This is a genomic window from Halomonas alkalisoli (assembly GCF_021412585.1).
Taxonomy (GTDB): Bacteria; Pseudomonadota; Gammaproteobacteria; order Pseudomonadales; family Halomonadaceae; genus Halomonas; species Halomonas alkalisoli.
The window spans coordinates 144,779-165,735 of the sequence record NZ_JAKCMI010000027.1 but is presented as its reverse complement, the minus strand read 5'-3'; the positions used below and the strand labels follow the sequence as shown (position 1 = coordinate 165,735).

Genomic DNA, 20,957 nt, shown 5'->3' with positions numbered 1-20,957 from the left:
CTAGTACTACACGCTACCTAGCACTACATGATTTCCAGTACGACATGCCGCCAACAACATGATGGTGTCAACAACATGGCGCGCCCGGGAGGATTCGAACCTCCGACCACCTGATTCGTAGTCAGGTACTCTATCCAGCTGAGCTACGGGCGCGTTGCTTCGTCTATCCGCTGCTTTCGTCTTTCTACTTCCAGTACAGCTTTTCGCTTCTGCTGCGTGTCGTCATGGCGGAGAGGGAGGGATTCGAACCCTCGATGGGGCTATAAACCCCATACTCCCTTAGCAGGGGAGCGCCTTCAGCCACTCGGCCACCTCTCCCTCACGACACGGCGCATATCCTATCGTCACTGCGCTTCTTTGTCCAGCGTATTCAGGGATTTGTTTCCTGCCACCTGAACCGCCAGCATCTCGTTGTCACCTTCAGGATGCTGCGCTACCACCCCCCTCTTCATCAGACTTCTCACGCTGAATGCGCTGGTAGATCTCTTCACGATGTACGGCGACATCCTTGGGTGCATTGACGCCGATTCGGACCTGATTGCCCTTGACGCCAAGGACGGTTACGGTGATGTCATCACCGATCATCAGGGTTTCGCCGACACGGCGGGTCAGGATGAGCATGACTGATCTCCTTCTCAGACGACTGGCAACGGGATACGCGACGATCCAATCGACGCTAGTACTCTAAGCCTATTATGTGGCATGACACCACTGTGCACCACCGACGCGCACCATGACATCATGAATGCGTTGAAGGAAAGTCGAATGTCGTGGTGTCTCCGACTCCCCTTCAAGCGTAGAAGATACAGACTAATCCCGTCGCTTTCTGGTCTTATTCGCTTTCGACATCGCTCTTGTCAAGGCCGAAGGCCTTGTGCAGCGCCTTGACCGCAAGCTCCATATGCTTCTCGTCGATAACCACCGAAATCTTGATTTCGGAGGTTGAGACCATGCGGATATTGACGTTCTCGTCGGCCAGCACGCGGAACATCTTGGAAGCCACGCCGGCGTGGGAGCGCATTCCGACCCCCACCAGCGACACCTTGGCGATGTTGTCGTCGCCCTTCACCTCGCCCTCGCCCAGGTCAGGCAGCACCTGCTCCTGGAGGATCTTCAGCGTCTGCTTGTAGTCGCCCTTGGCCACGGTGAAGGTGAAGTCGGTATAGTCGCCCGCCGGCGCCACGTTCTGCACGATCATGTCGACCTCGATATTGGCATCGGCGATCGGACCCAGGATGCGCGACGCCACACCGGGCACGTCCGGGGTATTGAGCAGGGTCAGCTTGGCCTCGTTGGCGGTGAAGGCGATACCGGAGATCAGCGGTTCTTCCATGGAGTCCTCGTCTTGGTCGGAGTCAGCAACGATCAGGGTGCCGGGGCCATCCTGGAAACTGGACAGCACGCGCAGCGGCACATTGTATTTCCCGGCGAATTCAACGGCGCGGATCTGCAGCACCTTGGAGCCGAGGCTCGCCAGTTCGAGCATCTCCTCGACGGTGATGGTGTCCAGGCGCTGGGCCTTGGAACAGACGCGGGGGTCGGTGGTATAGACGCCGTCGACGTCGGTGTAGATCTGGCACTCGTCGGCCTTGAGCGCCGCCGCCAGGGCCACACCGGTGGTATCGGAGCCACCGCGGCCGAGGGTGGTGATGTTGCCCTCCTCGTCGACGCCCTGGAAGCCGGCGACAACGACCACCTTGTTGTCGTCCAGGTCCTCACGCATCTCGTCGGTCTCGATGCGCTGGATGCGCGCCTTGGTGTGAGAGCTGTCGGTGAGAATGCCCACCTGGGAGCCGGTATAGGAGGTCGCCGGCACGCCCAGCTTGTGCAGCGCCATGGCCAGCAGCGAGATGGTGACCTGTTCGCCGGTGGAGACCAGCATGTCCATCTCCCGGGGTGTCGGCTCGTCGTTGATCTCGTTGGCCAGGCCGATGAGGCGGTTGGTCTCGCCACTCATCGCAGACAGGACGACGACGATCTGATGCCCCTGGTCGCGGAAGCCCTTGACCTTCTCGGCCACGGCCTTGATGCGCTCCACGGAGCCCACCGAGGTGCCGCCGAACTTCTGAACGTATAGTGCCATATGCGGTTTTCCCTCGTTTTTCGAGTGTAAGCGCTCGTATTGAGTGAAAGGGGCCGGACGTCGCCGGGGCCGGCCCGCGGTATTACTGCAGCCGCTGCTCGAGCCAGGCCGGCACGCTCTGCAGGGCCGCCGGAAGGGCCGCGACGTCGCTACCCCCTGCCTGGGCCATGTCGGCGCGCCCACCGCCCTTACCGCCCACCTGGGAGGCGACATGGTTGATCAGCTCACCGGCCTTGACGCGAGAGGTCAGGTCATCGGTGACGCCGGCGATCAGGCTCACCTTGCCGGCCTCCTTGTCGGCCACGCCGAGTACCACGACGCCGGAGCCCAGCTTCTGCTTGAGCTGATCGAGCACGCCGCGCAGCTCCTTGCCGGAGACGCCCTCCAGCTGGGTGGCGAGCACCTTGATGCCGCCGATCTCGCGGGCCTCGCTCAGCATGTCGCTGCCGGCGGCGCTGGCCAGCTTGGTCTTGAGCCGCTCGAGCTCCTTTTCCAGCGCACGGTTGCGCTCGACCAGCGATTCGACCCGTTCCTCCACCTGCTCGGGCCTGGCCTTGAGCCGCTCGCCGATGCGATTGATCCTGGCCTCCTGCTCACGGAACCAGGCGAGCGCCCCCTCGCCGGTGATCGCCTCGATGCGGCGCACGCCGCTGGCGATACCCTGTTCGCTGACGATATGGAAGCAGCCGATATCGCCGCTGCGCGCCACGTGGGTGCCCCCGCAGAGTTCGATAGAGAAGTCGTCGGCGCCGATGGTCAGCACTCGCACGCTATCGGCGTACTTGGCCTCGAACAGCGCCGCCGCACCCTTTTCCTTGGCCTGGTCGAGGGTCATCTGCTCGATCCGGGTGGCCGCATTGGCCAGGATCTGCTCGTTGACCAGTCGCTCCACTTCGGCCAGCTGCTCCGCGGTCATCGGCTCGAAGTGGCTGAAGTCGAAGCGCAGCCGTTCCGGCGTGACCAGCGATCCCTTCTGCTGGACGTGATCGCCCAGCACCAGGCGCAGCGCCTTGTGCATCAGGTGGGTGGCGGAATGGTTGCGGATGGTGGCGCCACGCAGCCCGGCATCGACCTGGGGCCGCACCTCGGCGCCGACGCTGAGGCTGCCCTCGAGCAACACGCCATGGTGCAGGTGGTGACCACCCTGCTTCTGGGTATCGGTGACCAGGAAGCGGCCGCCCTCGACGTAGAGATAGCCGGTATCCCCCACCTGCCCGCCCGATTCGCCGTAGAACGGCGTGCGGTCGAGCACCACCAGGCCACGCTGCTCGGGCTCGAGGCCGGCCAGGGCGTTGCCCTCGCGATCGACGATGGCGGTGACGGTGGCGCGATCCTCGAGCCTGTCGTAGCCGGTGAATTCGGTTTCACCCTCGAGCTCCAGGGCGGCACCATAGTCGGCGCCGAACTGGCTGGCTGCCCGGGCCCGCTCGCGCTGGGCCTCCAGCTCGCGTTCGAAGCCCTCGGCGTCGAGCGTCACGCTCCGCTCGCGGCAGACGTCGGCGGTCAGGTCATAGGGGAAGCCGTAGGTGTCGTAGAGCTTGAACACCGTCTCGCCCGCCAGTACCTCGCCATCCAACGCCTCCAGCGCCTCCTCGAGCAGGCCCATGCCATGCTCGAGGGTACGGGCGAACTGCTGCTCCTCCTTGAGCAGGACGCGTTCGATCTGATGGCGCGCCTCGCGCAGCTCCGGGTAGGCGTCGCCCATTTCGGCGTCAAGTGCCCCGACCAGCTTGTGGAAGAAGTCGCCCTTGGCGCCCAGCTTGTTGCCGTGACGAATGGCCCGGCGAATGATCCGTCGCAGCACGTAGCCGCGCCCCTCGTTGGAGGGCAGCACACCGTCGGCGATGAGGAAGGCGCAGGAGCGGATATGGTCGGCGATCACGCGCAGCGACGGGGTGGTGGTGTCTGCATGGCCGGTATGGCGGGCCGCCGACTCGAGCAGGTTCTGGAAAAGATCGATCTCGTAGTTGGAATGCACGCCCTGCAGTACCGCGGCCACGCGCTCCAGCCCCATGCCGGTGTCGATGGAGGGCTTGGGCAACGGGTTCAGGTTGCCCGCCGCATCGCGGTCGAACTGCATGAACACCAGGTTCCAGATCTCGATGTAGCGGTCGCCGTCCTCTTCCGGGCTGCCGGGAGGCCCGCCCCACACTTCCGGGCCGTGGTCGAAGAAGATCTCCGAGCTGGGCCCGCAGGGGCCGGTATCGCCCATCTGCCAGAAGTTGTCCTCGTCGAGCTTGGAGAAGCGTGCCGGGTCGATTCCCATCTCCTCCTTCCAGATGCGCTCGGCCTCATCATCGCTGATATGCACCGTGACCCAGAGCTTCTCCTTGGGCAGCCCCAGCGTCTCGGTAAGGAAGGTCCAGGCGAAACGGATCGCATCGCGCTTGAAGTAGTCGCCGAAGCTGAAGTTGCCCAGCATCTCGAAGAAGGTGTGGTGACGCGCCGTGTAGCCGACGTTGTCCAGGTCGTTGTGCTTGCCGCCGGCTCGCACGCAGCGTTGGGAGGACGCCGCCCGCACGTAGGGGCGCGGGTCGCGACCCAGGAAGACGTCCTTGAACGGCACCATGCCGGCATTGGTGAACAGCAGGGTCGGGTCCGTGCCCGGCACCAGGGAGCTCGACGGCACGATGGTATGACCGTGCTCCTCGAAGTAACTCAGAAAGGCCTGTCTGATGTCTGCGCTTTTCATGGAATATCCGTGGCGATGAGCATGATGACCCGACGGGCGGGAAAGCGGGTGCGGCCGTCGAAAAAAGGCCGCTGCAGGGGCGCCGTAGCGCGCCGAAGCGCCACCCGGGGCGTTCGCAAAGGGAGGTATTATAGCGTAGTTGTCAAGCGACTGAAGAGTGCGAGCCGAAGCGGCCGTTTCAATGGCCGTCCCAGGCGTGGGAAAGGGCGTGACGCAGATGCTCGAAATCGAACCCCCGGCTGGCGAGGAAACGCTCCCGCCGCGCGCGCTCACGGGGCGAGTCGCCGGGACCGTCGAAGCGCCTCACCAGCGACTCACAGGCCAGCGCAAACCAGTCGGTCTCCGCCTCGGCAAAAGCGGCCTCGAGGGTGGCGCGGTCGATACCGCGCCGGGAAAGCTCGCCACGAATCTTCAGCGGCCCCTGGCCCCGGGCCACCCGCGAGCGCAGAAAGCTCTCGGCGAAACGGCTATCCGACTGCAGCCCCTGCTCGGCCAGGGCGTCCAGGCAGCCCCCGATGGCGGCCGAGTCGTGGCCCTTCGCGGCCAACCGCTCCGCCAGCTCGGCACGAGAATACTCGCGCCGAGCCAGCAGGCGCATGGCATCCTCCCTGGGGGAGGTCTCGCGATCGCTCGCCGGCTGGCCCAGCATGGCTTAGAGCAGGCTGCCTTCGTCGGCGTCATCGGCCAGCTCGGCGGTGGCTTCCTTCTCCCGGGGCTCTACCGTGGCCAGCAGCTGGCCACGGATCTGGCTTTCGATCTCCTCCATCACCGCCGGGTTGTCCTCGAGGAACTGGGCGGCATTGGCCTTGCCCTGGCCGATCTTGTTGCCCTTGTAGCTGTACCAGGCGCCGGCCTTGTCGACCAGGTTGCACTGCACGCCCAGGTCGACCACCTCGCCGGCATGGTAGATGCCCTTGCCGTAGAGGATCTGGAACTCGGCCTGGCGAAACGGCGGCGCCACCTTGTTCTTGACCACCTTGACCCGCGTCTCGTTGCCGGTCACCTCGTCGCCCGACTTGACCGAGCCGGTACGGCGAATGTCCAGGCGCACGCTGGCGTAGAACTTGAGCGCGTTGCCGCCGGTGGTGGTTTCCGGCGAGCCGAACATCACGCCGATCTTCATGCGGATCTGGTTGATGAAGATCACCATGCAGTTGGCGTTCTTGATGTTGCCGGTGATCTTGCGCAGCGCCTGGGACATCAGGCGCGCCTGCAGGCCGACGTGGGAGTCGCCCATCTCGCCCTCGATCTCGGCCCGCGGGGTCAGCGCAGCCACCGAGTCGATGACGATCACGTCGACGCCGCCGGAGCGCACCAGCATGTCGCAGATCTCCAGCGCCTGCTCGCCGGTGTCGGGCTGCGAGACCAGCAGGTCGTCGAGGTTGACCCCGAGCTTCTCGGCATAGCTGGGATCGAGCGCGTGCTCGGCATCGATGAAGGCGCAGGTCTTACCCTGCTTCTGGGCCTGGGCGATCACCGAAAGGGTCAGGGTGGTCTTGCCCGAGGACTCCGGCCCGAAGATCTCGACGACCCGCCCCAGCGGCAGGCCGCCGATGCCCAGGGCGATATCCAGCCCCAGGGAGCCGGTCGACACCGACGGCATGATCACCCGGGGCGTATCGCCCAGCCGCATCACGGTGCCCTTGCCGAACTGGCGCTCGATCTGGGAAAGGGCGGCATTCAATGCCTTTGAACGGTTGTCTTCCTGTGCCATGTGGCGCTCCTCGTAGAACTCGTCGGCAGAAATTCGGTTGCTGGGCTTGCGGCGCAAGGTGCCGCAGTGGCGTTCGCTTGCCAAACAATCGGAATGGCGGACGAAACCGATAAGGGGTCGCCCGGACACTGTATGGTTGGACAGTAGTATGGCGAAAAAATCGCCGCACGCCAAGCGTGGCGCCTACGTGCCCTTGATATGACTGGCCTCGATATGACGGATCAGGCCGACGATGGCGTCACGCACCGCGCGCTCCCGCACCGCCCGGCGGTCCCCGGGGTAGTGCAGTTGCTCGGCCTGCTGTCCCTCGGCATTGCCCCAGGCCAGCCACACGGTACCCACCGGCTTGTCCGGCGAACCGCCACCGGGGCCGGCCACGCCGCTGACCGCCACGCCAAGCTTCGCACCGCTTTCGCGGCAGGCGCCGGCGACCATGGCCTCGACCACCTCGCGGCTCACTGCGCCGTGCTCGGCAAGGGTCGCCTCCGGCACGCCGAGCAGGCGAGCCTTGGCGGCGTTGGAGTAGGTCACGTAGCCGGTCTCGAAGTAGTCGGAGCTGCCGGCAACGGCGGTGATGGCGCTGGCCACACCCCCGCCGGTGCAGGACTCGGCAGCGGTCACGATCAACCCGTGCTCCCGGCAGCGGCGCCCCAGGCGCTCGGCAAGGGTGATCAGGTCGAGATTGGCCAGGCTGGCGGCGCGATGAGCCATGGTGTCGCTCCTTCAAGGGTGGTGGCCGGTCCCTGACGTCGGCCGCGCGCAGGGATAGACTTTTGCGTACAATAGCGCCTTTGTCTGCGATATGCAGGCCGTGGCACCATCGCCGCGTCAGAGACCCGGAACCGACCGCTCAGCACAGGACCCCCATGTCACAGGCCAGCGCCCAGCATACGCCCATGATGACCCAATATCTGAAGATCAAGCGCGAGCATCCGGAGGTGCTGCTCTTCTATCGGATGGGCGATTTCTACGAGCTGTTCTTCGACGACGCCAAGCGCGCCGCGGCGCTGCTGGACATCACCCTGACCCAGCGCGGCCAGTCGGCGGGCAAGCCGATCCCCATGGCCGGGGTACCCTACCATAGCGCCGAAGGCTACCTCGCCCGCCTGGTCAAGGCCGGCGAGTCGGTGGCCATCTGCGAGCAGTTCGGCGACCCGGCCGCCAGCAAGGGCCCGGTCGAGCGCAAGGTGGTGCGAATCGTCACCCCCGGGACCCTCTACGACGAGGCATTGCTCGATGCCCGCCGCGACAACCTGCTGGTGGCCGTGCACCCCCTGGGTAACTGCTGGGGGCTGGCCTGGCTGGAACTCTCCAGCGGCCGCTTCAGCGTGCTCGAAGTGGAAGGCGAGAGCGAGATGCTGGCCGAGCTCCAGCGCCTCGACCCCGCCGAGCTGCTGGTGCCGGAGAGCCTGACCCTGCCGCCGGCCCTGGAGGGGCGCCGCGGCCTGCGCCGCCAGAGCGACTGGCTGTTCGATCACGACGGTGCCACCCGCACCCTGTGCGACCAGTTCCAGTGCCAGGACCTGCGCGGCTTCGGCTGCGCCCATCTCGAGGCCGCCATCACCGCCGCCGGCGTGCTGATCGAATACGCCCGTGACACCCAGCGCTCGCGCCTGCCCCATGTCACCGCGCTGGGCGTGGAGAGCCGGGACGATGCTGTGGTGATCGATGCCGCCAGCCGGCGCAACCTGGAGATCGATACCAACCTCGGCGGCACCGCCGACAACACCCTGGCCAGCGTACTCGATACCTCCGCTACCGCCATGGGTTCGCGACTGCTCAAGCGCTGGCTCAACCGTCCGCTCCGCGACCGCGCCCTGGTCCAGAATCGCCAGGCGGCGGTCGCCCTGCTGCTCGACCAGGAGGCCTTCGTCACGCTGCGCGAGCTGCTCAAGGCCATCGGCGACGTGGAGCGCATCCTGGCCCGGGTGGCACTCTACAGCGCCCGGCCCCGGGACCTCGCTCGGCTGCGTGACGCCCTGCTCGCGCTCCCGGCGCTGCAGCAGGAGCTCAGTGCCTTCAGCGACGGCACCGCCCTGGACGATCTTCAGCACCATATCCGCCCCTATCCCGAACTGGCCGACACCCTGAGCCGCGGGCTGATGGACAACCCGCCGGTGGTGATCCGTGATGGCGGCGTGATCCGCGACGGGTACGACGCCGAACTCGACGAGTACCGCGGCCTGGCCGAACACGCCGGCGACTACCTGATCAAGCTGGAACTCCGGGAGCGCGAGCGCACCGGCCTGCCCGGCCTCAAGGTGGGCTACAACCGGGTACACGGCTACTATATCGAGATCCCCCGCGCCCAGGCCCAGGACGCCCCGGTCGACTATGTCCGCCGCCAGACGCTGAAGAATGCCGAGCGCTTCATCATTCCCGAGCTCAAGGAGTTCGAGGACAAGGCGCTGTCGGCCAAGTCCCGCGCCCTGGCCCGGGAGAAGCTGCTCTACGAGAGCCTGCTCGATGCGCTCAATGCCGAGTTGGGCGAGCTGCAGGCCACCGGCCAGGCACTGGCGTCGCTGGATGTGCTGGCCACCTTTGCCGAGCGCGCCCAGGCGCTCGGCTTCGAGCGCCCACAGCTGCTCGACACCCCCGGCATCGAGATCCGGGGCGGCCGGCACCCGGTCGTGGAGCAGGTCAGCGACACCCCCTTCGTGCCCAACGACCTGATCATGGACGACAGCCGCAGGATGCTGGTCATCACCGGCCCCAACATGGGCGGCAAGTCCACCTACATGCGCCAGGCGGCACTGATCACCCTGCTGGCCCATACCGGCAGCTTCGTCCCCGCCGATGCGGCCCGCGTCGGCCCCGTGGACCGCATCTTCACCCGCATCGGCTCCAGCGACGATCTTGCCGGGGGCCGCTCGACCTTCATGGTGGAGATGACCGAGACCGCCAGCATCCTGCACAATGCCACCGAGCAGAGCCTGGTGCTGATGGACGAGATCGGACGAGGCACCAGCACCTTCGACGGCCTGTCGCTGGCCTGGGCCAGCGCCGAACACCTCACCCGGAGCCGGGCCTTTACGCTGTTCGCCACCCACTACTTCGAGATGACCGCCCTGGCCGAGCAGGCCGAAGGGGTGGCCAATGTTCACCTCACCGCCGCCGAGCACAGGGACGGCATCGTCTTCATGCACCGGGTCGAAGACGGGCCCGCCAGCCAGAGCTACGGCCTCCAGGTGGCCCAACTGGCCGGCGTCCCCCAGGGAGTGATCGCCCGGGCTCGGGAGAAGCTGGCGCAGCTGGAACAGCAGGAGGTCGACCAGGGCAGCCGCCTGCCACTGCGCAGCAACGGCGAGCCGGCCCCGCTGCAGACCGACCTGTTCGCCACTGCGCCGCACCCGCTGATCGAGGCATTGTCGGGGCTGGACCCCGACGCGCTGACCCCGCGGCAGGCGCTGGAGTTGCTCTATGAATGGCGCGAGCGCATCTAGTCGGCTTGCTCCCACCGTGGCGCATGACTAGAATGAAGCGTTTCTCCGAGCGCAGATTATATAAACGGATTTTTTTATAACCATCAGGCCTATCAACCTGATGCTCAATCATCACCAGATCGGGCACCGCACACCCCCGGCCCCGAGGAGGGAGACAGGCATGACATTTGTCGTCACCGAGAACTGCATCAAGTGCAAGTACACCGACTGTGTCGAAGTCTGCCCGGTGGACTGTTTCTATGAAGGCCCCAACTTCCTGGTCATCCACCCGGACGAATGCATCGACTGCGCCCTGTGCGAGCCGGAATGCCCGGCGGAGGCCATCTTCGCCGAGGACGAATTGCCGGAGGGGCAGGAGGAGTTCATCGCCCTCAATGCCGAGCTGTCCGAGGTCTGGCCCAATATTGCCGAGAAGAAGGACCCACCGGCCGATGCCGAAGAGTGGGATGGCAAGCCGGGCAAGTTGCAGCACCTGGAGCGCTAAGCCGAGCGCATAAGAAAGCGCCGGACGTCGATGACGTCCGGCGCTTTGCTTTCAAGCGTTATGCATATTCAAGCGTCATGCATAGCCGAAAAGGCGACCCTCAGGCCGCCCGGCTTCCAGCTACTCCTCGGACGGGTCCCTCCGTCCGGACTCCTTGTGGTAACGTCCCTGCCCGGAGGCGACATCCTGTCGCACCGGGCGCACCATCTTTAACGCATCCCGTTTTGCATCCTGCCGGAAAGCCATCCCGCTCTCCCTTGTCCCAAGCGTATTGTGGCACTTCCCCAAAAGGACGCAACTGCGCCAAGCCCTCGATCCTAACTTAACTTTTGCCCTCCGAAAATAAAAATGCCTTTTTAAAACAGATAGATAAAAAAAGACCGACGCCATGAGCGCCGATCTTCCTGCCTTAAACTAAGCTTATAACGTCGGCTTTTTGTAGGTGATTTCCTACAAGCCGTGTAGTCAATGTCGTCGGCCGGCTACTCAGTAGTGAGTACTGCGGCGACGGCTCATTGACCCTTTATGGCGGCAAGTCCCGGGTACTCGACCTGCCCACCCAGCTGCTGTTCGATCACCAGCAGCCGGTTGTACTTGGCCACGCGGTCGGAGCGGCACAGCGAGCCGGTCTTGATCTGGCCTGCCGCGGTGCCGACGGCCAGGTCGGCGATCGTGGTGTCCTCGGTCTCTCCGGAGCGGTGGGAGATGACGGCGGTGAAACCGGCGTCCTGGGCCATCCTGATGGCATCCAGGGTCTCGGAGAGCGAGCCGATCTGGTTGAACTTGATCAGGATGGAGTTGCCGATCTTCTCGTCGATGCCGCGCTTGAGAATCCGGGTATTGGTGACGAAGAGATCGTCGCCAACCAGCTGCACCTTGTCGCCCAGCTTGTCGGTGAGCGCCTTCCAGCCATCCCAGTCGGACTCGTCCATGCCGTCCTCGATGGACACGATGGGATAGTCGTCACACAGGCCGGCGAGGTAGTCGACGAAGCCCGCCGCATCGAATGACTGCCCCTCGCCGGCCAGGTTGTACTGGCCATCCTTGTAGAACTCGGAGGAGGCGCAGTCCAGCGCCAGGGTGATATCGTCGCCCAGGGTATAGCCGGCATCCGCCACGGCCTGCTTGATCACCGCCAGCGCCTCGGCATTGGAAGCCAGGTTGGGGGCGAAGCCGCCTTCGTCGCCCACCGCCGTGGAGAGCCCCCGGGCGGCCAGCACCTTCTTGAGGGCGTGGAAGATCTCGGCACCCATGCGCAGGCCTTCGCGGAAATTCGGCGCGCCCACCGGCTGAATCATGAATTCCTGGATATCGACATTGTTGTCGGCATGCTCGCCACCGTTGATGATGTTCATCATCGGCACCGGCATGCTGTAGCGGCCAGGCTGGCCGTAGAGCTCGGCGATATGTGCATAGAGCGGCACACCCTTGGCGTTGGCGGCCGCCTTGGCGGCAGCCAGCGACACCGCCAGGATGGCGTTGGCGCCGAGCGAGGCCTTGTTGTCGGTGCCGTCCAGCGCGAGCATGGCGTTATCCAGGCCGCGCTGATCCCGGGCATCCATGCCCACGAGCTTGCTGCGAATCGCACCGTTGACCGCTTCGACGGCTTTCAGCACGCCCTTGCCCAGGTAGCGCGCCTTGTCGCCGTCGCGCAGCTCCAGCGCCTCGCGGGAACCGGTGGAGGCACCGCTGGGCGCACAGGCCACGCCCACCGCACCGCTCTCCAGGCGCACTTCGGCCTGCACGGTGGGGTTGCCGCGGGAGTCGAGCACCTCGAGGGCAAGGATATCGGCAATCTTGGTCATCGTGTGTCGTCCTATTCTTATGAATCAGTCTTATGAATCAGCGTTGAGTGAGTCAGTGAGTATCAGGTGATGTCCAGCGCAGGGAAGCCCTTGACCATGTCATCAATGGCCTTGAGCTGCGCCAGGAAGGGCTCGAGCCGGTCCAGGGGCAGCGCACAGGGGCCATCGCACTTGGCGTTGTCCGGGTCCGGGTGCGCTTCCAGGAAGAGGCCGGCCAGCCCTACGGCGACGCCGGCCCGGGCCAGCTCGCCAACCTGCTCGCGGCGGCCTCCGGCACTGTCCGCCCGGCCGCCCGGCCGCTGCAGGGAGTGGGTGACGTCGAAGAAGACCGGATAGCCGGTCTGCTTCATGTCACCAAAACCGAGCATATCAACCACCAGATTATTGTATCCGAAGCTCGACCCGCGCTCGCAGAGCAGCAGGCGGTCGTTACCGGCTTCCTCACACTTGCGAATGATGTGACGCATCTCGTGGGGCGCCAGGAACTGTGGCTTCTTGAGGTTGATCACCGCCCCGGTCTCGGCCATGGCCACCACCAGGTCGGTCTGACGGGCGAGAAAGGCCGGCAGCTGGATGATGTCGGCGACCTCTGCCACCGGTGCGGCCTGCCAGGGCTCGTGCACGTCGGTGATGATGGGTATGCCGAAGCGCGACTTGACCTCGGCCAGTATCTCCAGCCCCCTCTCCAGGCCCGGACCGCGGAAGGAGTGGATCGAGCTGCGGTTGGCCTTGTCGAAACTGGCCTTGAACACGAAGGGGATGCCCAGGCGGCCGGTCACCTCGACGTAGGTTTCGGCTACTTCCAGGGCCAGCTCGCGGGACTCCAGCACGTTCATGCCACCGAGCAGCATGAGCGGCAACGAATTGCCGGCCTGGAGGCCGGCAATGTCGATGATGCGTTGTGCGTCTGTCATGGACACTCCTTTGCCCCTCAGCCTTGTGGCTGCGCCTGGGCCTGTTGGCGGGCACGAACGTTCTTGTGCTCCAGTGCCGCATTGATGAAGCCGGTGAACAGCGGGTGGCCATCGCGGGGGGTGGAGGTAAACTCCGGATGGAACTGGCAGGCCACGTACCAGGGGTGGTCGGGCAGCTCGATCATCTCCACCAGGGAGTTGTCGACGCTCTTGCCGGAAACCACCAGCCCTGCCTGCTCCAGCTCGTCGATGAACTGGTTGTTGACCTCGAAGCGATGGCGATGGCGCTCGACGATCTCGTCGGCGCCATAGGCGTCACGGGCCTTGGTGCCTGCTCTCAGGTGGCAGACCTGCCCGCCCAGGCGCATGGTACCGCCCAGATCCGAGGCCGAATCACGCACCTCGATCTTGCCCTCGGCGTTGAGCCACTCGGTGATCAGGCCGACCACCGGGTGCTGGGTGTCATGGGTGAACTCGGTGGAGTTGGCGTCTTCCCAGCCGGCCACGTGCCGGGCATATTCGATCACCGCCACCTGCATGCCGAGGCAGATACCCAGGTAGGGAATACCATTCTCCCGGGCGAAGCGGGCCGTGGCGATCTTGCCCTCGACGCCGCGCTCGCCGAAGCCGCCGGGCACCAGGATGGCGTCCTTGCCGGCCAGCCGCTCGGTGCCGTGGCGCTCGATATCCTCGGAGTCGATGTAGTCGACGTTGACCTTGACCCGGGTCTGGATGCCGGCATGGATCAGCGCCTCGTTGAGCGACTTGTAGGCGTCGAGCAGCTCCATGTACTTGCCGACCATGGCGATGTTGATCGACTTGAGCGGGTTGAGCTTGGCATCCAGCACATGAACCCACTCGGTGAGATCCGCCTCTTCCGCCTCCAGGCGCAGCTTGTCGCAGACGATCTCGTCGAGGCCATGCTCGTGGAGCATCAGCGGGATGCGATAGATGGTATCGGCATCCTGCAGCGGGATGACCGCACGCTCCTCGACGTTGGTGAACAGCGCGATCTTGCGCCGCTCGGTCTCCTCGAGCTCCACTTCGCTGCGACAGATCAGGATGTCGGGCTGGATACCGATGGAGCGCAGCTCCTTGACGCTGTGCTGGGTCGGCTTGGTCTTGGTCTCGCCCGCCGTCTTGATGTAGGGCACCAGCGTCAGGTGCATGAAGATCGCCCGACTCATGCCCAGTTCGCTTCGGATCTGGCGAATCGACTCCAGGAACGGCAGCGACTCGATGTCGCCCACGGTGCCGCCGATTTCCACCAGGGCCACGTCGAAGCCCTCGCCACCGGCATAGACCCGGCGCTTGATCTCGTCGGTGATGTGGGGGATCACCTGCACGGTGCCGCCCAGGTAGTCGCCACGGCGCTCGCGGCGCAGCACGTGCTCGTAGACGCGGCCGGTGGTGAAGTTGTTGCCCTGGGTCATCTTGGTACGAATGAAGCGCTCGTAGTGGCCCAGGTCCAGGTCGGTCTCGGCCCCATCCTCGGTGACGAAGACCTCGCCGTGCTGGAAGGGGCTCATGGTGCCGGGGTCGACGTTGATGTACGGATCCAGCTTGAGCATGGTGACCTTGAGGCCGCGCGCCTCGAGAATCGCCGCCAGCGAGGCCGACGCGATGCCCTTGCCGAGAGAGGACACAACGCCGCCGGTCACGAAGATATATCGTGTCATGGAGAACCTGTCGAAACGTGATCATGAGGCGCGGCAGGAAGCTGCGCCAGGATGGGACGACAGACTAGCAGATTACGACCAATGGCTCAATTTCGGTCAGGCCAGCACCCGCGGCTGTTCCGGCGACAGGTCTTCGCGGAGGCGCTGTGAACCCCTCCCTGGGCGCTACATTCTTCATCCATGAAGAATGACCTCCGCTCCGCCCCGTCCCCGGCGCCGCTCACCAGCGGGGCCGCAATCGTCACACACCCAGGTAGTCGAGGATGCCCTCGCCGGCCTGGCGTCCTTCATGGATGGCGGTGACCACCAGGTCGGAGCCGCGGACCATGTCGCCACCGGCGAAGATCTTCTCATTGGCGGTCTGGAAGGCGTAGGTGCCATGCTCGGGCGCCAGCACCCGGCCGCGCTCGTCGAGCTCGATGCCCGCGGGCTCGAACCAGGGCGAGGGGCTCGGCTGGAAGCCGAAGGCGATGACCACGGCATCGGCAGGCAGGACTTCCTCGGAACCCGGCACCACCTCGGGACGCTGGCGACCGTTCTCATCGGGCTCGCCAAGCCGGGTACGCACCACCTTCACGCCTTCGACCTTGCCCTCGCCCACCACCGCCACCGGCTGGCGATTGAACAGGAACTCCACCCCCTCCTCGCGGGCATTCTTCACCTCGCGCTTGGAACCCGGCATGTTCTCCTCGTCGCGGCGGTAGGCGCAGGTCACCATCGAGGCGCCCTGACGGATCGCCGTGCGGTTGCAGTCCATGGCGGTGTCGCCACCGCCCAGCACCACCACCTTCTGCCCTTCCAGCGAGACATAGTCCGCCGGATCCTTCTCGAAGCCGAGGCAGTGGTTGACGTTGGCGATCAGGTAGTCGAGCGCCTTGTGCACGCCCGGCAGATCCTCGCCCGGGAAGCCGCCGGTCATGTACTTGTAGGTACCCATGCCGAGGAAGACCGCATCGTACTCCGCGAGCAGTGCCTCGAAGTCGATATCGCGGCCGATCTCGGTATTGAGCCGGAACTCGATGCCCATCTCCTCGAAGACCGCACGGCGGCGCTCCATTACGGTTTTCTCGAGCTTGAACTCGGGAATGCCGAAGGTCAGCAGGCCGCCGATTTCCGGGTACTTGTCGAAGACCACGGGCTTGACGCCGTTGCGCACCAGGATATCGGCGCAGCCCAGGCCCGCCGGGCCGGCGCCGATGATGGCGACCTTCTTGTCGGTCCACTCCACCTGGGACATGTCCGGGCGCCAGCCCATGGCAAAGGCGGTGTCGGTGATGTACTTCTCCACCGAGCCGATGGTCACCGCACCGAAGCCGTCGTTGAGGGTGCAGTCCCCCTCGCACAGGCGATCCTGGGGGCATACCCGGCCGCACACCTCGGGCAGGGTGTTGGTCTTGTGGGACAGCTCCGCCGCCTCGAGGATATTGCCCTCCACCACCAGCTGCAGCCAGTTGGGAATGTAGTTGTGCACCGGGCACTTCCACTCGCAGTAGGGGTTGCCGCAGTGCAGGCAGCGGTGCGCTTGGCTTGCCGCCTCCTGGGGCTTGTACGGCTCGTAGATCTCGCCGAACTCCCGCGCACGGGTGCGGGCATCCTTTTTCTGCGGGTCCTGGCGACCCACGTCGATGAACTGGAAGTCGTTGTTGGTCAAACGATTGGCCATGTCTTGTCTCCTGGGAAATCCGGCTTACTCGGGGCGCCTACGGGATTCGTCGAGCAGGCTGCCCAGGCTCGCCGCCTTGGGCTTGACCAGCCAGAAATGACGCACGTAGTCGCTGAAGTCGTCGAGTATCTCGCGCCCCCGGGCAGACCCGGTCTCGGCAACGAACTCCTCGATGACTTCCCGCAGGTGACGCCGATAGGCCTCCATGGCCTCGGTATTGACCCGGTGGATCTCCACCAGCTCATGGTTGTAGCGGTCGACGAAGGAGCGGTCCTCGTCGAGAACATAGCCAAAGCCGCCGGTCATGCCGGCACCGAAGTTGACGCCGGTCTCGCCGAGCACGCAGATCATGCCGCCGGTCATGTACTCGCAGCAGTGGTCGCCGGCCCCTTCGATCACGGCGTGGGCACCGGAGTTGCGCACCCCGAAGCGCTCGCCGGCGGTACCGGCGGCGAACAGCTTGCCGCCGGTGGCACCGTACAGGCAGGTGTTGCCGATGATCGCGGTCTCGTGACTGGCGAAGCGGCTGCCCCGTGGCGGCACGATGACGACCTTGCCACCGTTCATGCCCTTGCCCACGTAGTCGTTGGCATCGCCTTCCAGGTAGAGGTGCAGGCCGCGCGCGTTCCACACCCCGAAGCTCTGGCCGGCCACGCCCTCGAAGCGCAGCGTGATCGGGTCATCCTCGAGCCCGGCCTCACCGTATTGCTTGGCCACCGCACCGGAGGAGAGCGCCGGCACCGAGCGGTCGCAGTTGGTGATGGTGAAAGCGAACTCGCCGCCGCTCCTGTCGGCGATGGCCCGCTCGATGGCGGCCAGCACCTCCTGGTTCTTGGCGCCCGGGTCGTGGGGCACGTTGCGGCTGACCTGACAGAACTGCGGCGCATCCGCCGGCACGAAGTCGTTGGTCAGCAGCGGCGACAGGTCGAGCTTGCGCTGGGAGGCGGTCTCGCCCTCCAGCACCTCGAGCAGGTCGGTGCGGCCGATCAGGTCGGTCAGCTTGCGCACCCCCATCATCGCCAGCAGCTCACGCACTTCATCGGCGATGAAGCGGAAGTAGTTCTTGACCATGTCCACGGTGCCGCGGAAATGCTCGTCACGCAGGTATTGGTGCTGGGTGGCGACACCGGTGGCGCAATTGTTGAGGTGGCAGATGCGCAGGTACTTGCAGCCCAGGGCCACCATCGGTGCCGTACCGAAGCCGAAGCTCTCGGCGCCGAGAATGGCCGCCTTGACCACGTCGAGACCGGTCTTGAGGCCGCCGTCGGTCTGCAGGCGAATCTTGTCCCGCAGGCCGTTGATGCGCAGCGCCTGGTGCACCTCCGGCAGGCCCAGCTCCCAGGGAGAGCCGGCGTGCTTGATCGAGGTGAGCGGGCTCGCCGCGGTACCGCCGTCGTAGCCGGAGACGGTGATCAGGTCGGCGTAGGCCTTGGCCACGCCGGTGGCGATGGTGCCGATACCCGGCTCGGAGACCAGCTTCACCGACACCTGCGCTTCCGGGTTGACCTGCTTGAGGTCGAAGATCAGCTGTGCCAGGTCCTCGATGGAGTAGATATCGTGGTGCGGCGGTGGCGAGATCAGCGTCACGCCGGGCACCGAGTAGCGCAGCCGGGCGATCAGGTCGTTGACCTTGCCGCCGGGCAACTGGCCGCCCTCGCCGGGCTTGGCACCCTGGGCCACCTTGATCTGCAGCACGTCGGCATTGACCAGGTAGGCCGGGGTGACGCCGAAGCGGCCCGAGGCGATCTGCTTGATCTTGGAGCTGCGAATGGTGCCGTACCGAGAGGGATCCTCGCCGCCCTCGCCGGAGTTGGAGCGCCCACCGGCCTCGTTCATGGCCTGGGCCAGCGCCTCGTGGGCCTCGGGCGACAGGGCGCCCAGCGACATGCCGGCGCTGTCGAAGCGAGGTATCAGCTCCTCGACCGTTTCCACCTCGTCCAGCGACAGCGGTGATTCGGTCGGCTTGAGCCTGAGCAAGTCACGCAGGGTGGCGGGCGAACGCTCGTTGACCAGCGCGGCGAATTTCTTCCACTTGGCGTAGTCGCCCTCCTGCACGGCCTGCTGCAGGGCCATCACCACGTCCGGGTTGTAGGCGTGATACTCGTGGTCGTGCACATACTTCATCAGGCCGCCCTGGGAGATACCCTTGCGCGGCGTCCAGGCGTCCCGCGCCAGCAGCTCCTGCTGCAGCTGCAGCTCGGCAAAACCGGCACCCTCGATGCGCGAGGCCATGCCGCTGAAGCACAGGTCCATCACCTCCGAATGCAGCCCCACTGCTTCAAAGAGCTGGGAGCCGCGATAGGAGGCCAGGGTCGAGATGCCCATCTTGGAGAGGATCTTGTAGAGGCCCTTCTGCATCCCCTTGCGGTAGTTCTCGCGAGCGTCCGCCGGGTTGCCGACCAGCTCACCGGTACGATGCATGTCCGCCATGACCTGGTAGGCCAGCCACGGGAAGACCGCGGTGGCGCCCACGCCGAACAGTACCGCCATCTGGTGGGCATCCCGGGCATAGCCGGTCTCGACCACGATGTTGGCTCGCGGGCGCAGTGCCAGCTTGCCCAGGTGATGATGCACGGCGCCGACCGCCAGGGCCGCATGGATCGGCAGCTGACCCTTCTCGAGATTGGCGTCCGACAGCACCAGGATCACCTTGCCGTCATGTACCGCGGCTTCGGCCTGGCGGCACAGCTCGACGAGTGCCGCCTTGAGCCCGACCCGCTCGGGATCATAGCCCAGCGGAAGAATGTGACTGGCGAAGGTCGGATCGTCCTGCTCGAGCAGGGCGGTGAACTTGCGCGGCGACAGCACCGGGGTAGTGAGGATGATGCGGTGCGCATGCTCCGGCGTGGCCTTGAAGACATTGAGCTCCGGCCCGATGCAGGTTTCCAGCGACATCACGATCGCTTCACGCAGCGGATCGATGGCCGGGTTGGTGACCTGGGCAAACTTCTGGCGGAAGTAGTCGGTCAGCAGCCGATGCTTGCGCGACAGCACCGCCATGGGCGTGTCGTCGCCCATGGAGCCCACCGCCTCCTGGCCGCTCTCCGCCAGCGGACGCAGCACCTGGTCGCGCTCCTCGAAGCTGACCTGGAACATCTTCTGCCAGGTATTGACCGCCTGATGATCCATGTTCTGGAAGCTGGCAAGTTCGGTCAGCGCCGACTCCAGGTAGTGCGCCTCCTCCTTCAGCCAGCGCTTGTAGGGGTAGGCGGACTTCAGCCGTTCATCGATATCGGCGGTATGCAGCACTTCACCGGTCTGGGTATCCACGGCGAGCATCTGGCCCGGCCCCACGCGCCCCTTGGCTACGACATCTTCCGGCTTGTAGCCGTAGGTACCGATCTCGGAGGCCAGGGTGATGTAGCCGTTCTTGGTGATGACCCAGCGCGCCGGACGCAGGCCGTTACGATCGAGCATGCAGACCGCCTGGCGGCCATCGGTCATCACCACACCGGCGGGGCCGTCCCAGGGCTCCATGTGCATGGAGTTGTACTCATAGAAGGCGCGCAGCTCAGCCCCCATGGTCTCGACGTTCTGCCACGCCGGCGGCACCATCATGCGCACCGCCCGATGCAGCTCCATGCCGCCCATCAGCAGCACCTCGAGCATGTTGTCCATGCTCGATGAGTCGGAGCCGACCGTGTTGACGATCTCGTCCAGCTCGGCGATGTCGGGCAGCCGCTCGTTGACGAAGTTCTCCTTCCGCGAGTTGGCCCAGCCACGGTTCGCCTCGATGGTGTTGATTTCGCCGTTGTGGGCCAGCATGCGGAACGGCTGCGCCAGCGGCCAGCGCGGCGCCGTATTGGTCGAGAAGCGCTGGTGGAAGACGCAGATGGCCGTCTCCAGGCGCTCATCGCCCAGGTCATGGTAGAAGGCCGGAAGATCCACCGGCATCACCAGCCCCTTGTAGGAGACCACCTCGGTGGAGAGCGAACAGACGTAGAAGTCCTCCTCGTCGCGCAGCATCTGCTCGGCGCGGCGGCGGGCCATGAACAGGTCGACGTCGAAGCGCTCAGGATCGCTCGACTTGCCCGGCTCGACGAACAGGTGGCGGATGCGCGGCAGGCACGCCAGCGCCATGGGGCCGCAGAAGGCCGGATCCACCGGCACGTCGCGCCAGCCCCGGATGACCAGGCCACAGGCACGCAGCTCACCCTCGAGGATGCCGCGCGCACGGGCCTCCTTGGCGTCATCGTCGGGCAGGAAGATCGCACCGACGGCAAAGTGTTCGCCCAGGGTGACGCCGAGCGCCTCCGCTGCCACCTCACGCATGAAGGCGCCGGGCATCTTCAGCAGCAGGCCACAGCCATCGCCGGTCTTGCCATCGGCAGCGATACCGCCACGGTGGGTCATGCAGGTCAGTGACTCGATGGCCGTCCGGAGCAGGTCATGGCTGGCCTGCCCTTCCATGTGGGCGATCAGGCCGAAGCCACAGTTGTCGCGAAACTCACCGGGATGATGAAGGCCTCTGTTCATGGGC

At 65.3% G+C, this 20,957-nt stretch carries 13 protein-coding genes and 2 tRNA genes; 2 read left to right on the top strand and 13 right to left on the bottom strand.

The window, feature by feature from the left end:
* Nucleotides 1-76: 76 nt before the first annotated feature.
* The 8 genes from LY622_RS12190 to LY622_RS12155 form a co-directional block, all read right to left on the bottom strand.
* Nucleotides 77-153 (bottom strand) — tRNA-Arg (locus LY622_RS12190).
* 72 nt (nucleotides 154-225) lie between these two features.
* Nucleotides 226-318: transfer RNA gene (locus LY622_RS12185), tRNA-Ser, on the bottom strand.
* A 102-nt stretch (nucleotides 319-420) separates the two neighbouring features.
* A complete protein-coding gene (gene csrA / locus LY622_RS12180; protein ID WP_234291129.1) occupies nucleotides 421-621 on the bottom strand; it encodes a carbon storage regulator CsrA in 201 nt (66 codons plus the stop codon).
* Between the two features lie 211 nt (nucleotides 622-832).
* The gene (locus tag LY622_RS12175; protein WP_234279442.1) at nucleotides 833-2,083 is read right to left on the bottom strand and encodes an aspartate kinase; all 1,251 of its coding nucleotides are present in this window, start codon (nucleotides 2,081-2,083) and stop codon (nucleotides 833-835) included.
* 82 nt (nucleotides 2,084-2,165) lie between these two features.
* Nucleotides 2,166-4,775 (bottom strand): alanine--tRNA ligase, encoded by a 2,610-nt coding sequence (alaS, locus tag LY622_RS12170; protein WP_234291128.1) that lies wholly within the window; start codon nucleotides 4,773-4,775, stop codon nucleotides 2,166-2,168.
* A 178-nt stretch (nucleotides 4,776-4,953) separates the two neighbouring features.
* Nucleotides 4,954-5,373: a regulatory protein RecX gene (locus LY622_RS12165; protein WP_234291127.1), complete on the bottom strand. Its 420-nt coding sequence runs from the start codon at nucleotides 5,371-5,373 to the stop codon at nucleotides 4,954-4,956.
* A 54-nt stretch (nucleotides 5,374-5,427) separates the two neighbouring features.
* Complete coding sequence (gene recA, locus LY622_RS12160) at nucleotides 5,428-6,489, bottom strand: recombinase RecA (RefSeq protein WP_066445047.1); 1,062 nt, start codon at nucleotides 6,487-6,489, stop codon at nucleotides 5,428-5,430.
* Between the two features lie 183 nt (nucleotides 6,490-6,672).
* Complete coding sequence (locus LY622_RS12155) at nucleotides 6,673-7,200, bottom strand: CinA family protein (protein WP_234291126.1); 528 nt, start codon at nucleotides 7,198-7,200, stop codon at nucleotides 6,673-6,675.
* Nucleotides 7,201-7,355: 155 nt separating this feature from the next.
* Here LY622_RS12155 and mutS point away from each other — a divergent pair, with 155 nt between their 5' ends.
* Both mutS and fdxA read left to right on the top strand, forming a co-directional pair.
* Nucleotides 7,356-9,932, top strand: a complete 2,577-nt coding sequence (gene mutS / locus LY622_RS12150; RefSeq protein WP_234291125.1) for a DNA mismatch repair protein MutS — start codon at nucleotides 7,356-7,358, stop codon at nucleotides 9,930-9,932.
* A gap of 160 nt (nucleotides 9,933-10,092) precedes the next feature.
* Complete coding sequence (fdxA, locus tag LY622_RS12145) at nucleotides 10,093-10,416, top strand: ferredoxin FdxA (RefSeq protein WP_234291124.1); 324 nt, start codon at nucleotides 10,093-10,095, stop codon at nucleotides 10,414-10,416.
* A 512-nt stretch (nucleotides 10,417-10,928) separates the two neighbouring features.
* Here the strand turns inward: fdxA and eno are convergent.
* From eno to gltB, 5 genes are all read right to left on the bottom strand, one after another.
* Nucleotides 10,929-12,221 carry a phosphopyruvate hydratase gene (gene eno / locus LY622_RS12140; RefSeq protein WP_234291123.1) on the bottom strand — a complete coding sequence of 431 codons (1,293 nt, stop codon included), beginning with the start codon at nucleotides 12,219-12,221 and terminating at the stop codon, nucleotides 10,929-10,931.
* A 62-nt stretch (nucleotides 12,222-12,283) separates the two neighbouring features.
* Nucleotides 12,284-13,135, bottom strand: a complete 852-nt coding sequence (kdsA, locus tag LY622_RS12135; protein ID WP_234291122.1) for a 3-deoxy-8-phosphooctulonate synthase — start codon at nucleotides 13,133-13,135, stop codon at nucleotides 12,284-12,286.
* Nucleotides 13,136-13,152: 17 nt separating this feature from the next.
* The gene (gene pyrG, locus LY622_RS12130) at nucleotides 13,153-14,814 is read right to left on the bottom strand and encodes a CTP synthase (protein WP_234291121.1); all 1,662 of its coding nucleotides are present in this window, start codon (nucleotides 14,812-14,814) and stop codon (nucleotides 13,153-13,155) included.
* Nucleotides 14,815-15,055: 241 nt separating this feature from the next.
* Nucleotides 15,056-16,477, bottom strand: coding sequence for an FAD-dependent oxidoreductase (locus LY622_RS12125; RefSeq protein ID WP_305038582.1), 1,422 nt, complete (start codon nucleotides 16,475-16,477; stop codon nucleotides 15,056-15,058).
* A 24-nt stretch (nucleotides 16,478-16,501) separates the two neighbouring features.
* The gene (gene gltB, locus LY622_RS12120) at nucleotides 16,502-20,953 is read right to left on the bottom strand and encodes a glutamate synthase large subunit (RefSeq protein ID WP_234291120.1); all 4,452 of its coding nucleotides are present in this window, start codon (nucleotides 20,951-20,953) and stop codon (nucleotides 16,502-16,504) included.
* Nucleotides 20,954-20,957 lie beyond the last annotated feature (4 nt).

Coding starts and splice junctions, on each gene's coding strand:
- csrA (WP_234291129.1), bottom strand. CDS start 621: ATGCTCATCCTGACCCGCCGTGTCGGCGAAACCCTGATGATCGGTGAT.
- gltB (WP_234291120.1), bottom strand. CDS start 20,953: ATGAACAGAGGCCTTCATCATCCCGGTGAGTTTCGCGACAACTGTGGC.
- LY622_RS12125 (WP_305038582.1), bottom strand. CDS start 16,477: ATGGCCAATCGTTTGACCAACAACGACTTCCAGTTCATCGACGTGGGT.
- eno (WP_234291123.1), bottom strand. CDS start 12,221: ATGACCAAGATTGCCGATATCCTTGCCCTCGAGGTGCTCGACTCCCGC.
- alaS (WP_234291128.1), bottom strand. CDS start 4,775: ATGAAAAGCGCAGACATCAGACAGGCCTTTCTGAGTTACTTCGAGGAG.
- LY622_RS12165 (WP_234291127.1), bottom strand. CDS start 5,373: ATGCGCCTGCTGGCTCGGCGCGAGTATTCTCGTGCCGAGCTGGCGGAG.
- LY622_RS12155 (WP_234291126.1), bottom strand. CDS start 7,200: ATGGCTCATCGCGCCGCCAGCCTGGCCAATCTCGACCTGATCACCCTT.
- kdsA (WP_234291122.1), bottom strand. CDS start 13,135: ATGACAGACGCACAACGCATCATCGACATTGCCGGCCTCCAGGCCGGC.
- recA (WP_066445047.1), bottom strand. CDS start 6,489: ATGGCACAGGAAGACAACCGTTCAAAGGCATTGAATGCCGCCCTTTCC.
- mutS (WP_234291125.1), top strand. CDS start 7,356: ATGTCACAGGCCAGCGCCCAGCATACGCCCATGATGACCCAATATCTG.
- LY622_RS12175 (WP_234279442.1), bottom strand. CDS start 2,083: ATGGCACTATACGTTCAGAAGTTCGGCGGCACCTCGGTGGGCTCCGTG.
- fdxA (WP_234291124.1), top strand. CDS start 10,093: ATGACATTTGTCGTCACCGAGAACTGCATCAAGTGCAAGTACACCGAC.
- pyrG (WP_234291121.1), bottom strand. CDS start 14,814: ATGACACGATATATCTTCGTGACCGGCGGCGTTGTGTCCTCTCTCGGC.